21 protein-coding genes, 1 tRNA gene and 1 pseudogene are annotated in these 20,712 nt (G+C 71.6%); 5 read left to right on the top strand and 18 right to left on the bottom strand.

Features of this window, described 5'->3' with window-relative positions; genetic code table 11:
• Positions 1-14 precede the first annotated feature (14 nt).
• Both C8E84_RS14970 and C8E84_RS14965 read right to left on the bottom strand, forming a co-directional pair.
• Complete coding sequence (locus tag C8E84_RS14970) at positions 15-509, bottom strand: DnaJ family domain-containing protein (RefSeq protein ID WP_159903353.1); 495 nt, start codon at positions 507-509, stop codon at positions 15-17.
• A 17-nt stretch (positions 510-526) separates the two neighbouring features.
• Entirely contained in the window at positions 527-1,903 is a 1,377-nt protein-coding gene (locus C8E84_RS14965; RefSeq protein WP_159903351.1) for a cystathionine beta-synthase, read from the bottom strand.
• A gap of 63 nt (positions 1,904-1,966) precedes the next feature.
• Between C8E84_RS14965 and C8E84_RS14960 the strand changes: the two genes are divergently transcribed.
• On the top strand, positions 1,967-2,899 hold the full coding sequence (locus C8E84_RS14960) for a class I SAM-dependent methyltransferase (RefSeq protein ID WP_246196967.1): 933 nt from the start codon (positions 1,967-1,969) through the stop codon (positions 2,897-2,899).
• A 99-nt stretch (positions 2,900-2,998) separates the two neighbouring features.
• Positions 2,999-4,150 (top strand): SGNH/GDSL hydrolase family protein, encoded by a 1,152-nt coding sequence (locus C8E84_RS14955; protein WP_159903349.1) that lies wholly within the window; start codon positions 2,999-3,001, stop codon positions 4,148-4,150.
• Between the two features lie 43 nt (positions 4,151-4,193).
• Here C8E84_RS14955 and C8E84_RS14950 read toward each other — a convergent pair whose 3' ends face one another.
• Positions 4,194-4,589, bottom strand: a complete 396-nt coding sequence (locus C8E84_RS14950; protein ID WP_159903347.1) for a RidA family protein — start codon at positions 4,587-4,589, stop codon at positions 4,194-4,196.
• A 186-nt stretch (positions 4,590-4,775) separates the two neighbouring features.
• On the opposite strand from C8E84_RS14950, the gene C8E84_RS14945 reads away from it, so the two are divergent.
• Positions 4,776-5,999, top strand: coding sequence for an acetyl-CoA C-acetyltransferase (locus tag C8E84_RS14945; protein WP_159903345.1), 1,224 nt, complete (start codon positions 4,776-4,778; stop codon positions 5,997-5,999).
• Between the two features lie 9 nt (positions 6,000-6,008).
• Here the strand turns inward: C8E84_RS14945 and C8E84_RS14940 are convergent, their stop codons facing one another.
• From C8E84_RS14940 to C8E84_RS14880, 14 genes and pseudogenes are all read right to left on the bottom strand, one after another.
• Positions 6,009-6,410 carry a hypothetical protein gene (locus C8E84_RS14940; RefSeq protein ID WP_159903343.1) on the bottom strand — a complete coding sequence of 134 codons (402 nt, stop codon included), beginning with the start codon at positions 6,408-6,410 and terminating at the stop codon, positions 6,009-6,011.
• Positions 6,411-6,460: 50 nt separating this feature from the next.
• Positions 6,461-7,312: a Bax inhibitor-1/YccA family protein gene (locus tag C8E84_RS14935; RefSeq protein WP_159903341.1), complete on the bottom strand. Its 852-nt coding sequence runs from the start codon at positions 7,310-7,312 to the stop codon at positions 6,461-6,463.
• A gap of 204 nt (positions 7,313-7,516) precedes the next feature.
• Positions 7,517-7,594 (bottom strand) — tRNA-Leu (locus tag C8E84_RS14930).
• Between the two features lie 179 nt (positions 7,595-7,773).
• Positions 7,774-7,970: pseudogene (locus tag C8E84_RS18455) on the bottom strand (PadR family transcriptional regulator); the annotation flags it as partial.
• A 214-nt stretch (positions 7,971-8,184) separates the two neighbouring features.
• Complete coding sequence (locus C8E84_RS14925; protein ID WP_159903339.1) at positions 8,185-9,144, bottom strand: Ppx/GppA phosphatase family protein; 960 nt, start codon at positions 9,142-9,144, stop codon at positions 8,185-8,187.
• Positions 9,141-9,689, bottom strand: coding sequence for a DUF501 domain-containing protein (locus C8E84_RS14920; RefSeq protein ID WP_159903337.1), 549 nt, complete (start codon positions 9,687-9,689; stop codon positions 9,141-9,143). Before C8E84_RS14920 ends, C8E84_RS14925 begins: the two co-directional genes overlap by 4 nt.
• Positions 9,686-10,228, bottom strand: a complete 543-nt coding sequence (locus C8E84_RS14915; protein WP_159903335.1) for a septum formation initiator family protein — start codon at positions 10,226-10,228, stop codon at positions 9,686-9,688. Before C8E84_RS14915 ends, C8E84_RS14920 begins: the two co-directional genes overlap by 4 nt.
• Before the next feature lie 8 nt (positions 10,229-10,236).
• Entirely contained in the window at positions 10,237-11,529 is a 1,293-nt protein-coding gene (eno, locus tag C8E84_RS14910; protein WP_159903333.1) for a phosphopyruvate hydratase, read from the bottom strand.
• 160 nt (positions 11,530-11,689) lie between these two features.
• Positions 11,690-12,625: a pseudouridine-5'-phosphate glycosidase gene (locus C8E84_RS14905; RefSeq protein ID WP_159903331.1), complete on the bottom strand. Its 936-nt coding sequence runs from the start codon at positions 12,623-12,625 to the stop codon at positions 11,690-11,692.
• Positions 12,622-13,770, bottom strand: coding sequence for a PfkB family carbohydrate kinase (locus tag C8E84_RS14900; RefSeq protein WP_159903329.1), 1,149 nt, complete (start codon positions 13,768-13,770; stop codon positions 12,622-12,624). The genes C8E84_RS14905 and C8E84_RS14900 overlap by 4 nt, the downstream gene beginning before the upstream one ends.
• Before the next feature lie 134 nt (positions 13,771-13,904).
• Positions 13,905-14,861, bottom strand: coding sequence for a nucleoside triphosphate pyrophosphohydrolase (locus C8E84_RS14895; protein ID WP_246196966.1), 957 nt, complete (start codon positions 14,859-14,861; stop codon positions 13,905-13,907).
• A complete protein-coding gene (locus C8E84_RS14890) occupies positions 14,858-15,394 on the bottom strand; it encodes a hypothetical protein (protein WP_159903325.1) in 537 nt (178 codons plus the stop codon). The genes C8E84_RS14895 and C8E84_RS14890 overlap by 4 nt, the downstream gene beginning before the upstream one ends.
• A 27-nt stretch (positions 15,395-15,421) precedes the next feature.
• Positions 15,422-19,030 (bottom strand): transcription-repair coupling factor, encoded by a 3,609-nt coding sequence (gene mfd / locus C8E84_RS14885; RefSeq protein WP_159903323.1) that lies wholly within the window; start codon positions 19,028-19,030, stop codon positions 15,422-15,424.
• Between the two features lie 33 nt (positions 19,031-19,063).
• The gene (locus C8E84_RS14880; protein WP_159903321.1) at positions 19,064-19,393 is read right to left on the bottom strand and encodes a hypothetical protein; all 330 of its coding nucleotides are present in this window, start codon (positions 19,391-19,393) and stop codon (positions 19,064-19,066) included.
• Here C8E84_RS14880 and C8E84_RS14875 point away from each other — a divergent pair.
• Together C8E84_RS14875 and C8E84_RS14870 are read left to right on the top strand one after the other, a co-directional pair.
• On the top strand, positions 19,386-19,685 hold the full coding sequence (locus tag C8E84_RS14875) for a hypothetical protein (protein ID WP_159903319.1): 300 nt from the start codon (positions 19,386-19,388) through the stop codon (positions 19,683-19,685). The genes C8E84_RS14880 and C8E84_RS14875 overlap by 8 nt on opposite strands.
• On the top strand, positions 19,682-20,059 hold the full coding sequence (locus C8E84_RS14870) for a GntR family transcriptional regulator (RefSeq protein WP_159903317.1): 378 nt from the start codon (positions 19,682-19,684) through the stop codon (positions 20,057-20,059). Before C8E84_RS14875 ends, C8E84_RS14870 begins: the two co-directional genes overlap by 4 nt.
• 21 nt (positions 20,060-20,080) lie before the next feature.
• On the opposite strand, the gene pth is transcribed toward C8E84_RS14870, so the two are convergent.
• Positions 20,081-20,683 (bottom strand): aminoacyl-tRNA hydrolase, encoded by a 603-nt coding sequence (gene pth / locus C8E84_RS14865; RefSeq protein WP_159903315.1) that lies wholly within the window; start codon positions 20,681-20,683, stop codon positions 20,081-20,083.
• Positions 20,684-20,712 lie beyond the last annotated feature (29 nt).

Raw genomic sequence — 20,712 nt, 5'->3', positions numbered from 1 at the left:
TCACTGCTCTCGTCTCACTCGGGCCGGGGGCTGCGGCGCCACCACCGGTTCCGGGGTCGAGCCGCTTGCGATGTTACCGGCGGGTCAACCTCTGCGGGTTGTGAGGCTGCTCGCAGCTCGTGCCACTGCCGCACCAGGTCCTCGACGTCCACGGTGGGGGCGAGCAGCTGGGGCATGCCGGGCTCGGGGGGCCGCAGCCGCTCGTGCCGCACCCGCCGGTTGAAGTCCTCGAGCACCTCGCGCACGGACGCCTCGGTGCGCAGCTCGAGCAGCGACTGGGGGAAGGAGGCAGCCTCCTTGCGCAGCTGGAGGGGCGCCGGCAGGGCGAGGGAGAGGTCGAGCCCCTCACGCTGGGCGTACTGCCGTACCCACCACATCGGGTCGTCGCGCTCGCCGAAGTCGGGCAGCGGCTTGCCGGCACCGGGCAGGTTGTCGAACTCGCCGCGCTCCTGGGCCTCGCGGATCGCCTTCTCGACCGGGCTCTCCCACTCAGGGCGACCGGGCTCCATCGACGACCCTCTGCGCGTCAGTCGGACAGGAAGGAGAGCAGGTCGGCGCGGGTGAGAACACCGACGGGCTTGCCGTCCTCGACGACCAGCACGGCATCCGAGTTCTCGAGCTCGTGACGAGCCGTGGCGACGGGCTCACCGGCACCGACCAGCGGCAGACCGGTGCTCATGTGCTTGGCGACCGGATCGGCCAGGTGCGCCTGACCGGTGAACAGTGCCTCGAGCAGGGCCCGCTCAGACACCGACCCGGCGACCTCCCCGGACATCACCGGGGGCTCGGCGTTGACGACCGGCATCTGCGACACGTGGTACTCGCGCAGGATCTCGATCGCGTCGCGCAGGGTCTCTGTGGGGTGCGTGTGCACCAGCGCCGGGATGTCGCCGACCTTGCCGTGCAGCACGTCGCCGACGGTGCGCTCGGCGCCCGTGCGCATGAACCCGTAGGAGGCCATCCAGTCGTCGTTGAAGATCTTGGACAGGTAGCCGCGGCCGGAGTCCGGCAGCAGGACGACGACGACGGCATCCGCCGGCAGGTCCTTGGCGACACGCAGGGCGGCGACGACGGCCATGCCGCAGGAGCCGCCGACGAGCAGGCCCTCCTCACGAGCCAGGCGCCGGGTCATCTCGAAGGACTCGGCGTCGGTGACCGCCACGACCTCGTCGACCTGGTCCGGGTCGTAGGCCGAGGGCCAGAAGTCCTCGCCGACACCCTCGACGAGGTAGGGGCGACCGGTGCCGCCGCTGTAGACCGAGCCCTCCGGGTCCGCGGCCACGACGCGCACGCGCCCGCCGTCACGATCGGCGGAGACCTCGCGCAGGTAGCGACCCGCCCCCGAGATCGTGCCGCCCGTGCCCGCCCCGGTCACGAAGTGGGTGATGCGGCCGTCGGTGTCGGCCCAGACCTCCGGGCCGGTGCTCGCGTAGTGCGACAGCGGGCCGTTGGGGTTGGAGTACTGGTCGGGCTTCCACGCCCCCGGGGTCTCGCGCACGAGCCGGTCGGACGTGGAGTAGTACGAGTCGGGGTGCTCCGGGGGCACCGAGGTGGGGCAGACGACGACCTGCGCGCCGTAGGCCTTGAGCACGTTGCGCTTGTCCTCGGAGACCTTGTCCGGGCACACGAAGATGCACGAGTACCCCTTGCGCTGCGCCACCAGTGCCAGCCCCACGCCGGTGTTGCCGGACGTCGGCTCGACGATGACCCCACCGGGCTTCAGGGCGCCGGAGGCCTCGGCCGCCTCGACCATCGCGAGCGCGATCCGGTCCTTCACGGACCCGCCCGGGTTGAGGTACTCGACCTTGCCCAGCACCGTGGCGGCGATGCCGTCGGTGACCGAGTTCAGCTTGACGAGTGGCGTGTTGCCCACGAGGTCCAGGATGTGCTCCGCATACTTCACCGGCTCATCCTCCCATGCGGCACAGGCGCCCTCGCGCATCACGCCCTCGCCCGAACGTGGGTGATGATCGTCGGCTGGGCGGCGATCTTCACCCACGTTCGCGGATGCCGTGTGGCGGGGTTCGCGGATGCCGTCTCGCACCTCCCGGATGCCGTGAGCGACCATGGGGGGATGGAGGACTACCTCGCCGTCAACCGCGCCAACTGGGACGAACGGGCTGCGGTGCACGCCGCGAGTGCCGACTACGGGTTCGACCGGTTCATCAGCGATCCCACGCACCTCAGCGACGTGGTGCGCTTCGACCAGCCCCTGCTCGGCGACGTGAGCGGGCTGCGCGGCATCCACCTGCAGTGCCACATCGGCACCGACACGCTGTCGCTGGCCCGCCTCGGTGCAGACATGACCGGGCTCGACCTCTCCCCCGCCTCGCTGGACCAGGCCCGCCGGCTCGCGACAGCGTGCGGGGCCGAGATCGACTACGTCGAGGCCGACACCTACTCCGCACCGGCGGCGATCGCCAGACGGCGCTTCGACCTGGTCTACACGGGGATCGGGGCGCTGTGCTGGCTGCCGGACATCGACCGCTGGGCCGGGGTCGTCGACGACCTGCTGGAGCCGGGCGGGCAGCTCTTCGTGCGCGAAGGCCACCCGATGCTCTGGGCGTTCGACGACATGAACCCCGACGTCCTCACCCTCGGGTACGCGTACTTCGAGACGCCCGAGCCCTTCGACATCGAGGAGGAGGGAACCTATGTCGAGAGCGACCACCGGTTCGTCAACACCAAGCAGCTGTCCTGGAACCACGGCATCGGCGAGACCATGACCGCCCTGCTGCGACGAGGATTCGAGGTCACCGGCTTCGTCGAGCACCGCAGCGTGCCGTGGGAAGCCCTGCCCGGGCGGATGGTGCGCGATGCCCCCCACGACGAGTGGCGTCTCACGAACCACCCCGAGCGGATGCCGCTCACCTATACGCTGCAGGCCCGCAAACACTGACGTCGGGTCGGTCACGTTCGCGCCGAACGGGATTTCCCCACACGGTTGCGGGGTTACCGTGAGTGCCCGCACCAGCCGCACGCAGAAGGACCGGACCCGATGGGACGAGCACGCCGAGCCCGCAAGATCGCCGCCACCGCGGCCTACGGCGGCGGTGGGATCGCCGCGGCAGGTGCCGCCCTCGGTGCTGCCGGCTGGGGCCTGATCAAGGCCGAGGCCGCGCTGGCACGGCGCGTCATCGGCAGCCCCTTCGACTCCTCCCCCGATGACAACGGCGTCTACGGCTCCGGCGCGGGCCGCCCCTTCGACATCGTCGTGCTCGGAGACAGCTCGGCAGCAGGCCTGGGCGCAGACGCCCCGCACGAGACCGTCGGTGCGATCATCGCCAACGGCGTCGCCGCCCTCACCGGGCGCCGGGTGCAGCTGACCAACCGCTCCGTCGTCGGAGCCGAGTCCAGCGACCTCGAGCGGCAGCTGGCCAACGCCCTCGAGGAGGTGCTGCGCCCGGACGTCGTCGTCATCATGATCGGCGCCAACGACGTGACCCATCGCATCGAGCGCTCGGCCTCGGTGCGGGCGCTGGAGCAGACCGTTCGGCGCATCCGCGCCCTGGGGAGCGAGGTCGTCGTGGGCACCTGCCCCGACCTCGGCACCGTCCAACCGATCGCCCAGCCACTGCGGGCCCTGATGAAGCACTGGTCGCGAGACCTCGCCGCCGCGCAGACCGTCGCGGTCGTCGAGGCCGGCGGTCGCACGGTGTCCCTCGCCGACCTGCTCGGCCCGGAGTTCGAGGGCTCCCCCCACGAGATGTTCAGCAAGGACCGCTTCCATCCGTCGGCCGCGGGCTACGCCCGGGTCGCCTCGGCGATGCTGCCGACGGTGTGCGCTGCTCTGGGCGTGTGGGGCGTCGACACCGTGGACCGGGCACCCGAAAGGCGGCGCGGGGAGGGTGTCGGGCCCGTCGCCGTGGCCGCCGGCCAGGCCGTCAAGGAGCCGGGCACCGAAGTCGCCCCCACCGAGATCGCCGGGCAGTCGCGCGGACCCCGAGGCCGCTGGGCCGTGCTGCTGCGCCGACGCCACGACGCCGTCCCACCACCGCAGGACCCGGTCGAGGCGGACCAGATCCAGGCGAACCAGATCGAGTCGAACCTGGCCATCGACCACGGTGACCCGGCGACCGAGGGCGAGCCGACGGCATCCGACCTCGGCGCGCCGGCGTCGCAGTCACCAACGGGTGCTGGGAACGCCTGACGCCGGGACGCCGATTCGATGACGCTCAGCGAGCTGAGGGCGCTCAGTCGGTGACGATGGCGTCGAGTTCGATCTCGACCTTCCAGCGCGGGTCGAGCAGCCCGGCGACGACGACCACCGTGCTGGCCGGGCGGATGTCGCCGAAGATCTCACCGTGGGCGGAGGAGATCGCCGCGACGACGTCGGCATCCGCATCGGTGATGTAGTGGCGGGTGCGCACGACGTGCTCCGGGCGCCCACCGAGCTCTGCGAGAGCCCCGAGGGCGATCTCCCAGCAGCGTCGGGCCTGCGAGCCGGCGTCGATGCTGACGTGCCCGTCCGCGTTGATCGGTGCGGTGCCCGATACCGCGATGTGCTGACCGACGCGGACGGCGCGGGAGAACCCGACGCTGCCCTCGTACGGCGACCCTGATGATGCTCGGCTACGCGTGGTGTCCATACCTGCATCATGGCCCTGCCGGCAGCCGTTCGCCGCGTGATGGTGACCACGGGGACACCTCGGGCGGGAACCTCCCGGCTACCCTTGCGGCATCCACTGAGCAAGCGCTTAGTGGATGCCGTTCGCCGGACGCCCCCGCGCGTCTCCCGTCCCGACGCCTGCGCGTCCCACCCCCAAGGAGCCCTCGTGACCGAGGCCGTCATCGTCGCCACCGCCCGCACCCCCATCGGCCGGGCGTTCAAGGGTTCGCTGAAGGACATCCGCCCCGACGACCTGTCGGCACAGGTGGTGCACGGTGTGCTGGCGAAGCTTCCGGGTCTCGACCCGAGCACCATCGACGACCTCTACTGGGGCTGCGCAGACCCGAGTGGACGGCACGGGTCGAACATGGCGCGGGTCATCGCGGTGCTCGCGGGCATGGACCACCTGCCTGCCGCGACGATCAACCGCTTCTGCGCGAGCTCGACCCAGACGATGCGGATGGCCTTCCACGCGATCAAGGCCGGCGAGGGCGACACGTTCTTGGTCGGCGGGGTCGAGTGCGTCTCGCAGTACACCTCGTTCGCGGGTGCGGGTGGCAGCGACGCCGACACCCAGAACCCCCTGTTCGCCGATTCTGCTGCGCGCTCGGCCGAGATGGCGGCGTCCAACGCGACCTGGACCGACCCGCGTGAGGCCGGGATGCTGCCCGACATCTACCTCTCGATGGGGCAGACGGCGGAGAACGTCGCGACCGCGCGCGGGGTGTCGCGGGCACGCCAGGACGAGTGGGGCGTGCTGAGCCAGAACCGGGCCGAGCAGGCGATCGCCGACGGGTTCTTCGCCCGCGAGATCCTGCCGGTGACGATGCCCGACGGCACGGTGGTCTCGACCGACGACGGGCCGCGGGCCGGGGTGACGCTGGAGGCAGTGTCGGGGCTGAAGCCGGTGTTCCGCGAGGAGGGCACCGTCACGGCGGGCAACTGCTGCCCGCTGAACGACGGGGCCTCCGGGGTGGTCGTGATGAGCGATGTCCGGGCGCGTGAGCTGGGGCTGACGCCGCTCGCGCGGATCGTGTCGACCGGGGTGTCGGGGCTCTCGCCGGAGATCATGGGCCTCGGACCGGTCGAGGCGTCGCGTCAGGCGCTGGCCCGGGCGGGCATGAGCATCGGTGACATGGACCTCTACGAGATCAACGAGGCGTTCGCGGCGCAGGTGCTGCCCAGCGCCGACGACCTGGGCATGGACCCCGAGCGGCTCAACGTGCACGGCGGCGCGATCGCACTGGGTCACCCGTTCGGGTCGACCGGCACGCGCATCATGACCACGCTCATCAACGGGTTGCAGGCACGCGACGGCCAGTTCGGCCTGGAGACGATGTGCGTCGGCGGCGGCCAGGGCATGGCGATCATCGTCGAGCGCCTCAGCTGACCGGCTGTTTCAGCTCAGGGCTCGGCGGGCTGCGGTGAGCAGTTCGGGGATGCCGTCGCCGTTGCCCTGCGCGTAGGCGTCCCAGACGAGCACGCTGAGCTGGTCGACCACGACGGCGGGCCCCAGGTCCGGCACCTCCGCGACTTCTTGCGCGCCAGCCACCTCCGCCTGTGGGCGCTCAGGTGGCTGGAGTGCAAGAAGTCGCGGGACGGTGCGGGGGGCGAGGTCGGCGAGAAGGTGGCGGAGCACCGGCATCCGCTGCTCTGCTGCCGCGATCGGAAGTTCGGCCCACCGTCGACGGATGCGGTCGAGCTCGGTGCGGGCCGGGGGCGCGACGAGGTCGCCGGATGCCGCGCGCCCGGCATCCGCTCCCGGGTCGCCGAAGGTGCCGCCCGGGTGCACAGACGGCACCGCCGGGGCAGGTGAACCTGCCCCGGCGGGTGCGTGTGAGTCGTGCTCAGTCACTCGCGCAGGCGAGCGAACAGGCGCAGGAACTCGATGTAGAGCCACACGAGGGTGACGATCAGGCCGTGGGCCAGGAGCCACGAGTACTTCGCCGGGGCGCCGGTGCGGATGGCCTGCTCGATGGAGTCGAAGTCGAGCGCCAGGCTGAACGAGGCCAGGCCCACCGCGAACACCGAGATGCCGATGCCGAGCATGCCGGTGCCGCCGATGCCGAAGGGGGTGTTCGTCACCATGGCATAGATGAAGTTGACGACCGCGAAGATCGCGTAGCCGATGATGGCCATCGTCATCATGCGGCGGAACTTGGCCGTGACCTTGATGAGGCCGAACTTGTATGCCAGGAACATACCGACGAAGACCGACAGGGTTGCGAGCACGGCCTGCCCGACAATGCCCTCCCACCCCGGCTGGCTGTTGAAGAACTGGCTGACAGCACCGACGAACAAGCCCTCGACCGCGGCATAGGCGATGATCAGCGGAACGCTGAGGGTCTTCTTGAAGGCGATGACAAGACCCAGGACGAGGGTGCCGATCATCCCACCCATCCAGAGCGCGAAACCGAGCCCGGGGTTGGCCGACGCGACCGTCCATCCGACAGCGCCCGTGACCAGGACGATGGCGAACAGGCCGAGCGTCTTCATGATGACGTCGTCCATGGTGACGCGGCGGGTGTCGACCGGGCCCGCGGACGGGCCGTTGTACAGGTCCTGGAGTTGCTGGGGAGTCATCTCCGCCATGTTCGGCTGGGCCGACATCGGTGACGGGGATGAGTAACCCTGGCCCCCGAAGCCGGCGTAGCCGCTCTGGGCATCCTTTTCGATGCGATTGAAGGCCGGATTGCTGGCCATCGTTCCTCCGTGATGGTCATGGCGGTGGTAGTCACCGCACGTGTCATCAGGATAAGCGAGCGGGGGTGGCCCCGTGTTCCCCCGCCACGCACATGTGGACAGCCGGGATGCCGCCGGGCAGTGGGTCCGCTCAACGCCGGCTCATGGCTGGGCGGTGGCCCCGCTGGTGGCAGAGCGCTTGCCGCCGCAGTCACCGAGCACACCTGGTGCCCCCGACGGGAGTCGAACCCGCACCTGTGGCGATTTTAAGTCGCCTGCCTCTGCCAGTTGGGCCACGGGGGCGACGCAACTGTAGTCGCCACCCCACCCCCACCTCCCCGTCCCCGCGCGGCTCCCCCCTGCGACTTCGTGCGACGTCAGGGAGAAGGTGTTGCGCTCGGGCTGGGGCTCGGGCTCGCACTGGGGAGCCTCCATCCCGGCAGTGAGGGTCCTCGACCTCATCCCCGGGGCTTCCTCGTCGTTCATGACCGCACTCCTGCCTGCTCGAGCAACCGTCCATCGTTGCGGCGAAGGCCACCCAGGTCTTGGCCGCCTCGGTCTCCAGCAGGTGCCGGCCCTGCGGGTTGATGCCGCAGTACTTGCGGTGCGGGCCCTCGTCGGACGGCACCACGCACGAGGTAAGCGCGCCTGCCGAGTACAGCCGCCGTAGCGTGCCGTAGTCGATCTGGGTACAGCCCCCGCGCACTTGGGCGTACCTGCACTGACCAATAGGTCGATCTGGGTACAGCCCCTCGCAGGCCGGCGTACCTGCAGTGACCTATTGGTCGATCTGGGTACAGCCCCTCGCAGGCCGGCGTACCTGCAGTGACCTATTGGTCGATTCGGGGACAGCAGTCCGTGACGGCGACGGGGTGGACGTCAGGGAGTTGGCGTCAGGTGGAGGCCAGCGACAGGGTGACCCCGTCGAGGATGTCGTGCTCCGAGGTCACGACGGCCGACTCGGGCGAGCGGGCCAGCACCCGGTCGAGCACCTCGAGCCACACCAGGGCCCCTCCCCCGATGACGTCGACCCGCCCCGGGTGCATGAACCCCAGCCCCGCCCGCTGCTCCCTGCTCATCGCGAGCAACGAGCGGCATGCCTCCCGGTGCACGTCCGCCGGGATCCGAGCCAGATGAGAAGCCTCCGGGTCATACCCGGTCAGGCCGAGCGCGTGCGCGGTGATCGTCGTGATGCTCCCGGCCAACCCCACGACCGCCCCCACCCCGTCGAGGGGCACCTCGCGTTCGGCCACGTCGAGCGCAGCCCGCACATCGGCCCGGGCGGCCTCCACCTGCTCGGCCGTCGGGGGGTCGTCCGGCAGGTGTCGCTCGGTCATCCGCACGCTGCCGATGTCCATCGAGTACGCAGCCTCGACGTGGGCCGTCCCTCGCACGAGTTCGGTCGATCCGCCCCCGAGGTCGACGACCACGTAGGGCCCCGGCACCGCAGCGGCCCGAAGGTCGCCGGTGGCACCGGTGAACGACAGCTCGGCCTCGACGATGCCCTCCACCACCTCCGGCACGACGTCGAGGTCCCCGAACGCGGCCCGCACCCCCGCGACGAACTCCCCTGCGTTGCGCGCGTCCCGCGAGGCGGACGTCGCGACGAAGCGCACCGCCGTGACCCCGTGCTCCCGGCACAACGCTGCGTACTCGCGGGTCATCGCCAGGGTCCGCTCCATCGCGTCGGGCGCGATCACCCCGGTGCGGTCGATGCCCTGCCCCAGCCGCACGACCTCCATCCGGCGCACCCGATCGACGAGCGCCCCACCGGCATCCACGTCGGCGATGAGCAACCTGATCGAGTTCGTCCCGCAGTCGATCCCGGCGACCCGAGATGGGGCCCCGCTCACGCCGAGGCCTCCCCCTGCGCCGCAGCAGCCCCGGGCGCGTCGGCCGAACACGGATGCCGTTGCCACCACTGCGGGAGCATCGCCAACGCTTCGTCCCCCAGCGGATTGACGCCCGGCCCCGCCCCGAGCGAGTGGGCGACCAGGACGTGCAGGCACTTGACCCGCGTCGGCATCCCCCCGGCGGAGATGCCGGCGACCTCGGGAACGTCGCCGAGCTCGGCGCGGCGCCGCAGGTAGTCGACGTGCGCCGCGACATACGCCTCGCGCAGGGCCTCGTCCTGCTCGAGCCGCTCCGACATCTCGCGCATGACCCCCTGGCTCTCCAGGGTCGACAGGGCACCGGTCAGCTTCGGGCAGGTGGCGTAGAAGGACGTGGGGAACGGCGTGCCGTCGGGCAGGCGCGGCTCGGTGCGCACGACATCCGGCTCTCCACACGGGCACCGGTGGGCGACCTCGGCGACGCCGCGGACCTCGCGCCCGAGCTGCCGGGTGACGGCGTCCAGGTCGGCAGGATCGACGGGTGGCAGGTCGTGGCCTGCGCTCATCGGCGGGCTCCCGGCGCGTCCGCGGTGCGCGCGGACTCCCAGACACCCTGGTACCAGGGCAATTCCTCGTCCGACGAGGCGATGGTGGCCAGCGGGTCACGGTTGCCGGCGTCCGGTTCCGGGTCGAGCACGGTGTACGACTTCTCGCCGGGTTTGACGAACTTCAGTCGTTGCCGGGCCTGCTGCTCGACGTAGACGGGGTCGCGCCAGCGCTCGCGCTCGGCCTGGAGCGCCGCGACGTCCTGCTCCTGGGCGGCCACCTTGTCGCGCAGTGCCGCGATGTCGCCGCGCTGGCCGATGTAGGCGGTGACCGTCGACCCGAGCAGGATCACGAGCAGCACCAGCACACCGGTCAGTGCCAGCGCCCGGCGGGCGCGCCGGTCACCCGTGACCCCACCGAGCAGCCGGCGCCACCCCGTGGCGGGCGCGGCCGCGGGAGGTGCCGAGGAGCCCGCTGGACGGGTGGATGCCGACGGGCGCCCCCCGGCCGGACGTCGCGGGGGTCGCGACGCCGGACCGCGGGAGCGCCCGGTGGCCATACGAGTGATCAGCCCTGCTGGCGGCGGGCAAAGCGCGGGAACGCCTCGGCGCCGGCGTAGACCGCGGCATCGTCAAGCTCTTCCTCGATGCGCAGGAGCTGGTTGTACTTGGCGACGCGCTCGGAGCGGGCCGGTGCGCCGGTCTTGATCTGGCCGCAGTTGGTGGCGACGGCGAGGTCGGCGATCGTCGTGTCCTCGGTCTCGCCCGAGCGGTGGCTCATCATGCAGCGGTACCCGTTGCGCTGAGCCAGCGACACGGCATCCAAGGTCTCCGTGAGCGAGCCGATCTGGTTGACCTTGACGAGCAGCGCGTTGGCGGTGCCGGTCTCGATGCCGCGGGCGAGGCGCTCGGGGTTGGTGACGAACAGGTCGTCGCCGACGAGCTGGACCTCGTTGCCCATGCGGTCGGTCATGGCCTTCCAGCCGTCCCAGTCGGACTCGTCCAGCGGGTCCTCGATGGACACCAGCGGGTAGTCGCGCACGAGCTCGGCGTAGTAGTCGATCATCTCGGCCGACGTCTTGGAGCCGCCCTCGAAGGAGTAGACACCACCGTCGTGGAACTCCGAGGCGGCGACGTCGAGCGCCAGGGCGATCTGCTCGCCCGGGGTGTAGCCGGCCTTCTCGATGGCGACGAGGATGAGGTCGAGCGCGGCCCGGTTGGACGGCAGGTTGGGCGCGAAGCCACCCTCGTCGCCGAGGCCGGTGGCCAGGCCCTGCTCCTTGAGCACGCCCTTGAGCGCGTGGTAGACCTCGGCGCCCCAGCGCAGCGCCTCACGGAAGCTGTCGGCGCCGATGGGCGCGATCATGAACTCCTGGATGTCGACGTTGGAGTCGGCGTGGCTGCCACCGTTGAGGATGTTCATCATCGGCACGGGCAGGACGTGGGCGTTGGGGCCACCGACGTACCGGAACAGCGGCAGGTCGGCGGAGTCGGCGGCCGCGCGGGCGACGGCCAGCGAGACGCCGAGGATGGCGTTGGCGCCGAGCTTCTCCTTGTTGGAGGTGCCGTCGGCGGCGAGCATCTCGGCGTCGATGAGGCGCTGCTCGCTGGCCTCGAAGCCGAGCAGCTTCGGGCCGAGGTCGTCGATGACGGCGTCGACGGCCTTCTGCACACCCTTGCCGAGGTAGCGGTCCTTGTCCCCGTCACGACGCTCGGAGGCCTCGAAGGCCCCCGTCGATGCGCCGCTGGGAACAGCCGCCCTCGCGAGGGTGCCGTCGTCGAGGGCAACCTCGACCTCAACCGTGGGGTTGCCGCGCGAGTCGAGGATCTCGCGGGCGCCTACTGCCTCGATGCTGGCCACGCCGGACTCCTGAAAGTTGTTCTGGATGGGATCGGGTCCGAGCCTAGTCCTCGTCACCGACCTGCGCTGGGCGCGACCCGCTTCGTGGGCAGACCGGTCCCGGAACCCGGGCCGAACCCGCCCCGGAACCCGCCCCGAACCCGCCCCGGAACCCGGGCCGTCAGCGCGCCGCGTAGGCGACCGCGATGGCGGTGCCGACCACGGCGTTGTTGCGCACCAGGGCGAGGTTTGTCTCGAGCGAGCGCCCGTCGGACAGCTCGACGAGCCGGCCCAGCAGGTAGGGCGTGATGTCCTTGCCCGTCACGCCCAGCGCATCGGCGTCGGCCAGGGCCCGGGCGATGACGGAGTCGATGTCCTCGTGCGCCATCTCGCTCTCGGCGGGCACCGGGTTGGCGATCGAGATGCCGCTGCCGAGGCCGAGGTCCCAGGTGGCCTCCATGAGGGCGGCGACCTCCTGCGGGGTGTCCAGCCGCATGGGCGTGCGCAGGCCGCTCGTGCGGGAGAAGAACGAGGGGAAGTCGTCGGTGCCGTAGCCGACGACGGGCACGCCGAGGGTCTCGAGCACCTCGAGGGTGCGGCCGATGTCGAGGATCGACTTGACCCCCGCCGAGATCACCGCGACCTCGGTGCGGGAGAGCTCGGTGAGGTCCGCGGAGATGTCCATCGAGGTCTCGGCCCCCTGGTGCACGCCTCCGAGCCCACCGGTGACGAAGACCCGGATGCCGGCCAGGGCGGCGATGCGCATCGTGCTCGCCACCGTGGTCGCGCCATGGGTTCCGGTGGCGACGACGTGGGGCAGGTCGCGCACGCTGACCTTGCGGATGTCGTCGCGCGAGCCCAGCATCTCGAGCTCGTCGGCGGACAGGCCCACCGTGGGGACGCCGTTCAGGACGGCGATCGTCGCCGGTACCGCTCCACCGTCACGCACGATCTGCTCGACCTCGCGCGCCATTGCCACGTTGGCCGGGTACGGCATCCCGTGGCTGATGATCGTCGACTCCAGCGCGACGACCGGGGTGCCGTCGGCGAGCGCCTGCGCGACCTCCGGGTCGAGCTTGAGCAGGGGGTGCGGGCGGGTCGACGTGCTGGTGGTCATCGGTGGAGCTCCTTGGTGGACGGCTGGGTCGGGGTCAGGTGGGCCGCGACGAGCGCGGGAGTGAGGTCGTCGCGCACGGTGTCGGGTGAGGCGCAGGTGAGCGCGGCAAGCACCTGCCCGTGCCGGGCTGCCTCGACGACGTCGGCGCCGTCGAGCAGGGCGTTGACGAAGCCTGCGGTCATCGAGTCGCCCGCCCCGGTGACGTCGGCGACGTCGGTGGGCGGCGCGTCGACGATCACGACACGCGGGCCGGATGCCGTGGCGATCGAGAGCAGGCTGCCGGCGGTTCCGCGGCGCACCCACACGTGGCTCACCCCACGCTCGTGGAGCAGGGCGGCCGCGGCGCGTACGGCATCCACGTCGGGGGCGACGGGGGCACCCACGAGGGCGGCGAGCTCGTCGACGTTGGGGGTGATGGTGTGCAGGGGGATCGTGCCGTCGAGCACGGGGGCGGCGGCGGTGGCCTTGGCGACGCTCACCGGGTCGAGGATGCTGAGCACCCCGGCCTCGGCGGCGGCGTTGAGCAGCCACCGCACGACGGACTCGGAGAGGTTGGCGTCGACGACGAGCGCGTCGGCCCCGGTGAGCAGGCCGGGAACGGCGGCCAGGTCGGCCACGGCGAGCTCGTCGGTGGCGCGCATGTCGGCCACCGCGATGTGCAGGTCCCCGCTGTCGGCGAGCACCGCGACGTACGTGCCGGTGGGGTGGGGGGAACGCACGAAGTGGCCGCAGTCGACACCGGCGGCGGTCGTGCGGTCGGCGATGGCCTCACCGGCCGGGTCGTCACCGACCGGGGCGACGAGCACCGTGGGCCGGCCGAGGCGGGCGAGGTTCTCGGCGATGTTGCGCCCGACCCCGCCGACGGTCGACGACGACGCGCCGGGGTTGCTCGTGCCGAGGACCGGAGCGCCCGCGGTGCGCACCTTGGTGTCCATGACCGCGCCGCCGACGACGAGCACCGTGTCGGCCTCGGGGCGCAGCAGGTAGCCGCGGCCGCGGACGACCCCCTTCTTCATGAGGTTCGACAGGTGCACCGAGACCGCGGCCCGGGTGGAGCCGATGCGCTCGGCCAGGGCTGCGGCATCGAGCATCGGGTCGGCACGCAGCAGGGTGACGATCTCGTGTTCGCGTGCCGTCAATTTCACGTTGGAACTCTAAAGGAGCCTTGCTGAATCAAGCAAGCCGCCACTCGAAACAACTCCGCCATGGCTGTGACCCGAACGGCCGGGGCTGCGAGGTGCGGGCTCCGCTCAAGGCTGGAGCGCGCCCAGGGCAGCGCTCAGGGCTGGAGCGCGCCCAAGGCAGCCCGCACCTCGGACTCAGCCGCGGCGAGAGCCGCGCGAGCACGCTCGACGCGCGCCACGGCATCCGGGTCGGGCGTCAACCCGCGGCGGCGGACCCTGGAGAGCACCTTGTCCGCCGCGAGCCCCCCGGGCAACGACGTCGGGATGCCGTGCAGCAGGTCGTCGCGGTACTCACCCCCCGCGACACCACCCTTCTCGACGGCCTTGATGCTCTCCCAGGCGGCCTCGACCTCGGCCGGGGTGGATGCATCCCCGTCGGCGAAGACGTGGGGATGCCGGCGGACGAGCTTGTCGACGAGCAGCCCGGCCACGGTGTCGATGTCGAACGCGCTCTCCCCCGCCTCCTCGGCGACCCGAGCATGGAAGACCACCTGGAGCAGGATGTCACCGAGTTCCTCCGCGAGGTGACCGCGCTCGCCGCCAGCGATGGCGTCGAGCACCTCGTGGGCCTCCTCCACGAGGTAGGGCGCCAGGCTCTCGTGGGTCTGCTCGGCGTCCCAGGGGCAGCCGCCGGGTGAGCGCAACCGGTCCATGGTGGCGACGACGTCGAGCAGGCGCCCGCCCTGGACGTCCCACGACCCGACGACGAGTTCGACCTCGGGCGGGGTCGCGAGCCGTGAGACCTCGGCCGCCACGGCATCCGCCAGACCCGGGTCACCGTCAGCACTCCCGAGCCACACGACCGACACGGCACCGGCGAGGTCCACCAGACGCCGCGCCAGCTCGGGCGGCGACGCGTCACCGACCTCCTCGACGGTGAACCCGGCCTCCTCGACGGCCTGGGCCACCGGCTCGTCGAATGAGCGGGCCAGCCGAACCGCGCAGCCCTGGACGACCTGCCAGGCACCGTGCGAGAGCAGACCCGGAGCCACCCGGGGAGAGGTGACGAGCATCCCGAGGCGCCCGCTGGGCGCGCCGGGCACGGCGCTCACGGCGCGGGGATTTCCTCGGCCTTGATCCATTCCGGGGCCGTCAGCTGGATGGACGCGGTCTCCGGCGCGAAGGTGCCGTACCGCGGGTTGACCTCGACGTCGAGGGCCCCCATCGCCTCGGTGATCGCCGCGCCGTCGGCCTCGGTGATCTGACCGGACTGCTGGGCGGCGGTGATGGCGGAGGCCAACCGGATGACTTGGAGCGTCTCACCACTCGGGTTGGCCACCCCACGGCCCTGCGCCTCACGGGTCGCGAGGGTGTCGGAGACGACGATGCCCTTGTCCGCGAGGACGTCGAGAACCACCGGTGCCTGCACGAGCGCGGTCAGCGCGCCGCTCGGCGTGAGGGGCTCCTGGAGCAGCGCCGGCTCCATGGAGTTGACCTGGGCCATGGCCACCTGGAGCTGGCCCTCGGTGATGACGTTCCCGTCGACGACGGCCGCGGTCTCGGCCCGGTTGACCGAGCAGCCGGCGCTCACGAGCGCGGCGCCGAGCGCGAGCACCGCGAGGGAGCGGCGAACGGAGAGAGTCACGAGCTGTCCTTTCGAGAGCGGGCCCCGCTACGCACGGGAGGCGGCCACCGCGGCGGCCTGAGCCACATTGTCCATGACGACCGACGAGATGACCTCACCAGCCCACGACACCACCTCGCGATCACGCACCGGACGCCCGCCGACGCGGGCCGTCATCGGCTTCGGGACGAGGATGGTGCCGAGCGCGGGCTTGATGATCGACCCGGGGTGCAGGCGCATGAGCCGCAGCTCCTGGCTCTCGCGGAGCTCGACCGGGCCGAAGCGCACGTGGTTGCCCTGCACGCTGATGTCGGCGATGCCCGCGGCCCGGGCCACGGTGCGCAGCCGGGCCACCTCGAGCAGGTTGACCACGGCCTGGGGCGGTGTGCCGTAGCGGTCGACGAGCTCGGCCTCGATCTCGGCGAGCTCGGCCGCATCGACGACGGCGGCGAGCTTCTTGTACATCTCCAGGCGCAACCGCTCGTGCGGCACGTAGTCGTGCGGCAGGTGCGCGTCGACGGGCAGCTCGATCTTGATCTCGGTCGGGGTCTCGTCGCTCTCACCGCGGAAGCTGGCGACGGCCTCACCGACGAGCCGGACGTACAGGTCGAAACCCACTCCGGCGATGTGCCCCGACTGCTCGCCGCCGAGCAGGTTGCCGGCGCCGCGGATCTCGAGGTCCTTCATCGCCACCCGCATGCCCGAGCCGAGGTCGGTGTTGCTCGCGATCGTCTGGAGCCGGTCGAGCGCGGTCTCGCTGAGCGGCACCTCCGGCGGGTAGAGGAAGTACGAGTAGGCGCGCTCGCGCCCACGCCCGACGCGGCCGCGCAGCTGGTGCAGCTGCGAGAGGCCGAGGCGGTCGGCGCGCTCGACGATGAGGGTGTTCGCGTTGGAGATGTCCAGCCCGGTCTCGACGATCGTCGTGCAGACGAGGACGTCGAAGCGCTTCTCCCAAAAGTCGACGACGACCTGCTCGAGCTGGTGCTCGCCCATCTTCCCGTGGGCGACGGCGACCCGAGCCTCGGGCACCAGCTCGCGCAGCCGTGCGGCGGCCTTGTCGATCGTCGACACCTTGTTGTGCACGAGGAAGACCTGCCCTTCGCGCATCAGCTCACGGCGGATCGCGGCGGTCACGGTCTTCTCGTCGTACGCCCCGACGTAGGTGAGGACGGGGTGGCGTTCCTCGGGCGGCGTCGCGAGCGTCGACATCTCCCGGATGCCGGTCACGGCCATCTCCAGCGTGCGCGGGATCGGTGTCGCGGACATCGCAAGCACGTCGACCGAGGTGCGCAGCGCCTTGAGCTGTTCCTTGTGCTCGACACCGAAGCGCTGTTCCTCGTCGATGACGACGAGGCCGAGGTCCTTGAACTGCACCTCCTTCGACAGCAGACGGTGGGTGCCGATCACGAGGTCGACCGAGCCGTCGGCCAGCCCGGCGAGCACCGCCTTGGCCTCCTTGTCGCTCTGGAAGCGCGACAGCGCCTTCACGACGACCGGGAACCCGGCATACCGCTCGGCGAAGGTGTTGGCGTGCTGCTGCACGAGCAGGGTCGTCGGGCACAGGATGGCGACCTGCTTGCCGTCCTGCACGGCCTTGAACGCGGCCCGCACGGCGATCTCGGTCTTGCCGTAGCCGACGTCGCCGCACACGAGCCGGTCCATCGGCACCGAGCGCTCCATGTCGGCCTTGACCTCGTCGATGGTGCTCAGCTGGTCGGGCGTCTCGATGTGGGCGAAGGCGTCCTCGAGCTCGCGCTGCCACGGGGTGTCGGGCGAGAACGCGTGCCCGGTCGTCGCCATCCGCGCGGAGTACAGCCGGATGAGCTCGGCCGCGATCTGCTTGACGTAGCGCTTGGCGCGGCTCTTGGTCTGCTGCCAGTCCGAGCCACCCATCTTGCTCAGGGTCGGTTGCTCACCGCCGACGTACCGGGTGACCTGGTCGAGCTGGTCGGTCGGCACGTAGAGCCGATCCCCGGGCTGCCCCCGCTTCGAGGGTGCGTACTCGAGGACGAGGTACTCGCGGGTCGCGGCCGCCACGGTGCGTTGGACCATCTCGACGAACTTGCCGACACCGTGCTGCTCGTGGACGACGAAGTCGCCCGGCTGCAGCGCGAGGGGGTCGACCTGGTTGCGGCGACGCGACGGCATCCGCCGCATGTCCTTGGTCGAGGTTCCCGCGCCACCCGCCGACCCGGTGAGGTCGGATTCGGTGATGACGGCGAGGCGCTGCGCCGGCACGAGGAACCCCGGGCCGGCGGCCCCCGTGGTCACCGTCACGACGCCGGATGCCGGCTGGGCGCCACCGCTGCCGGCGTCACCGCCCGCGCTGACCAGGCGGCTGGGCACGTCGTGCTCGGCGAACACCTCGGCGACCCGCTTGGCCAGGCCAGGCCCCTCGGTGGAGACCAGGACCGACCAGTTGTCGGCCACCAGGTCGCGCAGGTGGGTCACGGCGGCGTCGGTGTCACCGCGGAAGGTGGGCGAGACCTCGAGGCCGAGGTCGAGCACGTCGCCGTCCTCGTCGCCGACGAACGGGGTGAGGTCGAGCCAGCGCACGCCGAGGTCGCGGGCCTGGGCTCGCAGTTCGGCCAGGGTCCGGAACGACGCCGTGCCGAGCACGGACTGCAGGTCGATCGGCACGACGTTGCCGCTCGCGGCGTTGGCCCAGCCGGCCTCGAGGAACTCCTGGCTGGTCGAGGTGAGGTCGTGGGCGCGGGTGCGGACCCGCTCGGGGTCACAGGTGACGAGCAGCGACCCCTGGGGCAGCACGTCGAGCAGCGTCTCCATGCCGTCGACGAGGGCCGGGGACAGCGACTCCATGCCCTCGACCGCGATGCCGTGGGCGAGCTTCTCGAGCAGGTCGACGGCGCCGGGCAGCCGGTCTGCCAGCGCGGCCGCCCGCTCGCGCACGGTGTCGGTGAGCAGCAGCTCGCGGCACGGCGGTGCCCACAACCCATGCTCGGCCACCTCGAGCGAGCGCTGGTCGGCGACCTTGAACCAGCGGATCTCCTCGACCGTGTCGCCCCAGAACTCCAGGCGCAGCGGGTGCTCCTCGGTCGGCGGGAAGACGTCGAGGATGCCACCGCGCACCGCGAACTCACCGCGCCGCTCCACGAGGTCGGTGCGGGCGTAGGCGGCTGCGGCGAGGTCCTCGACGACCTGCTCGAGGGGGCGCTCGTCGCCGGCCCGGAGCGCGACGGGGCGTAGGTCACCCAGACCCTTGGCGATCGGCTGCAGGACCGCCCGGACGGGGGCGACGACGACGGCGAGGTGGCCGTGGGAGGCGTCCCCGGCATCCGGGTGGGCCAGGCGACGCAGCACGGACAGGCGCTGGCCGACGGTGTCACTGCGCGGGCTGAGCCGCTCGTGCGGCAGGGTCTCCCAGCTGGGGAAGAGGCCGACACGGCCCGAGCCCAGGCTGGCCTCGAGCGCGGCCTGGAGGTCTTCGGCCTCGCGCCCGGTCGCGGTGACCGCGAGCACCGGGGCGGTGGCGGCTCGGTCTGACGCGGCGGCCGCGAGCGCGGCGATGAGCGCCGATCGGGCGCCGGGCGGAGCGGTGGCGGTGACCTCGGCGCCGGGGACGCTCAGGGCCTCCTGCAGCCGTTGGGTACCGGGCAGTGCAGCGACGTGGGAGCGCAGGGCGGACAGCGAGGACATCGCCGCACACTGTAGTCGCGCCTACCGACAGCCTCAGTCCAGCGAGTCGGGAAGGCAGACGTTGAAGGCGACCACACCGACCGCGTCGGTGTCCCACGTGCGCGCGACGGACCCCCACGGACGCTGGGTGCGGACCGTGAGGCGTGGTTGCTGACCATCGCCGGCGACCGACCCGGTGTCGAACACCTCCTGCCACTCCTGGCCGGTCCGGACAGAGCAGTCGACGGTGAGCGACACGTTCAGGGTGCTGTGCCCCCCGGGGCCGAGGCGGTCAGGAACGAGCACCGCATCGGTGACCGTCAGGCCGCGCTCGTGCGTGTCGACCGAGACCACCCGCTCGGGCCAGACCCCCCAGTTGTCCACCTCGATGCCGACCTCGGCCAGCGCGGTGTCGTCCTACCCCGCGCTGACGGGATTCGCCCTGCTCGCAGCCCACCCCGACGGCGCCCCGCCCTCGACGTCCACGCCCTGGGCGCTCCTGATCACTGTCGCGGCCCTGCTCAGCGGTGCGTGGGTGGCCGTGTGGGCACCCTCCGCCCGCGGCCGGCGGCTCTCGACGAACACGGTCGGGGCCACGCAGCCCGTCCACGCCGTCCCTGCCGCCCATTGCGACCACTGCGCCCCCTCCGGCCCGTCGGAGCCACCACCGTCATGATCATCGACGTCGACCCGTCGGGAGCGGTGCCCGTCTACGAACAGGTGCGCACCCAGCTCGCCGAGATGATCGTCATGGGCGCCCTGCCGCAGGGCTTTCGCCTGCCGACCATCCGCCAGCTCGCTGCCGACCTCGCCCTGGCACCGGGAACCATCGCCCGCGTCTACCGCGAGCTCGAGGCGGAAGGGCTCGTCGTGTCACGGGTGCGGCACGGCACCGTGGTCGCGGCCGTGCCGGAACGGCACCTCGCCGATCCCACCACGGCCGTCGAGGCCGCCGCACGCACCTATGCCGGTGCCAGTCGGCGGCTCAACCTCAGCCTCGACGACGCCGTCGCGGCCCTGAGGGAACAGTGGGCCCAGCTCAGCGGCTGACCCCCGCCGTCACGCAGCCGGTCAGCGCGGTGCGTGGACCTTCTGCTGCGCGTCGAGCAGACCGAGCGTGACGAGGGACTCCACGGCATCCGCGGCCTCGTCGAGGAGGAAGGGCAGCTCCTTGCGCTGGGTCGGCGCGAAGTCACGCAGGACGTAGTCGGCGGCATCCATGCGCCCCGGCGGGCGGCCGATGCCGACCCGCACCCGGTGGTAGTCCTTGGTACCGAGCGAGTTGCTGATCGAGCGCAGCCCGTTGTGGCCACCTTCACCACCACCACGCTTGAGGCGGATCGTGCCCTCGTCGAGGTCGAGCTCGTCGTGGACGACGACCACCCGCTCGGGGATGACGGAGAAGAAGCGCACCAGCGCCGAGACCGGCCCACCGGACTCGTTCATGAAGCAGTTCGGTACGGCGATTACGGCCGACGGGCCGGGCACTCCCCCGGGGCCGGTGCCCAGGCGCACCTGCGCGGCGACCGCGCGGGCCTTGTGGGTGCGCAGGCTGCTGCTGGTGCGCCGGGCCAGTTCGTCGATGACCATGGCGCCGACGTTGTGCCGGTTGCCGGCGTACGTGGGGCCGGGATTGCCGAGCCCGACGACGAGCCAGGGTCCGCTGTCGCTCATCGCGCCAGTATGCCTTTCGGTCGGATGCC

It is taken from the genome of Ornithinibacter aureus, assembly GCF_009858245.1.
Lineage (GTDB): Bacteria > Actinomycetota > Actinomycetes > Actinomycetales > Dermatophilaceae > Fodinibacter > Fodinibacter aureus.
This window is presented reverse-complemented; position numbering and strand designations above follow the sequence as displayed.

Excerpts from the sequence above, each read along its gene's own strand:
- C8E84_RS14915 (WP_159903335.1), bottom strand. The coding sequence starts at position 10,228 with ATGGCCACCGGGCGCTCCCGCGGTCCGGCGTCGCGACCCCCGCGACGT.
- C8E84_RS14970 (WP_159903353.1), bottom strand. The coding sequence starts at position 509 with ATGGAGCCCGGTCGCCCTGAGTGGGAGAGCCCGGTCGAGAAGGCGATC.
- C8E84_RS14960 (WP_246196967.1), top strand. The coding sequence starts at position 1,967 with ATGATCGTCGGCTGGGCGGCGATCTTCACCCACGTTCGCGGATGCCGT.
- C8E84_RS14905 (WP_159903331.1), bottom strand. The coding sequence starts at position 12,625 with ATGACCACCAGCACGTCGACCCGCCCGCACCCCCTGCTCAAGCTCGAC.
- mfd (WP_159903323.1), bottom strand. The coding sequence starts at position 19,030 with ATGTCCTCGCTGTCCGCCCTGCGCTCCCACGTCGCTGCACTGCCCGGT.
- C8E84_RS14920 (WP_159903337.1), bottom strand. The coding sequence starts at position 9,689 with ATGAGCGCAGGCCACGACCTGCCACCCGTCGATCCTGCCGACCTGGAC.
- C8E84_RS14870 (WP_159903317.1), top strand. The coding sequence starts at position 19,682 with ATGATCATCGACGTCGACCCGTCGGGAGCGGTGCCCGTCTACGAACAG.
- pth (WP_159903315.1), bottom strand. The coding sequence starts at position 20,683 with ATGAGCGACAGCGGACCCTGGCTCGTCGTCGGGCTCGGCAATCCCGGC.
- C8E84_RS14955 (WP_159903349.1), top strand. The coding sequence starts at position 2,999 with ATGGGACGAGCACGCCGAGCCCGCAAGATCGCCGCCACCGCGGCCTAC.
- C8E84_RS14950 (WP_159903347.1), bottom strand. The coding sequence starts at position 4,589 with ATGGACACCACGCGTAGCCGAGCATCATCAGGGTCGCCGTACGAGGGC.
- C8E84_RS14935 (WP_159903341.1), bottom strand. The coding sequence starts at position 7,312 with ATGGCCAGCAATCCGGCCTTCAATCGCATCGAAAAGGATGCCCAGAGC.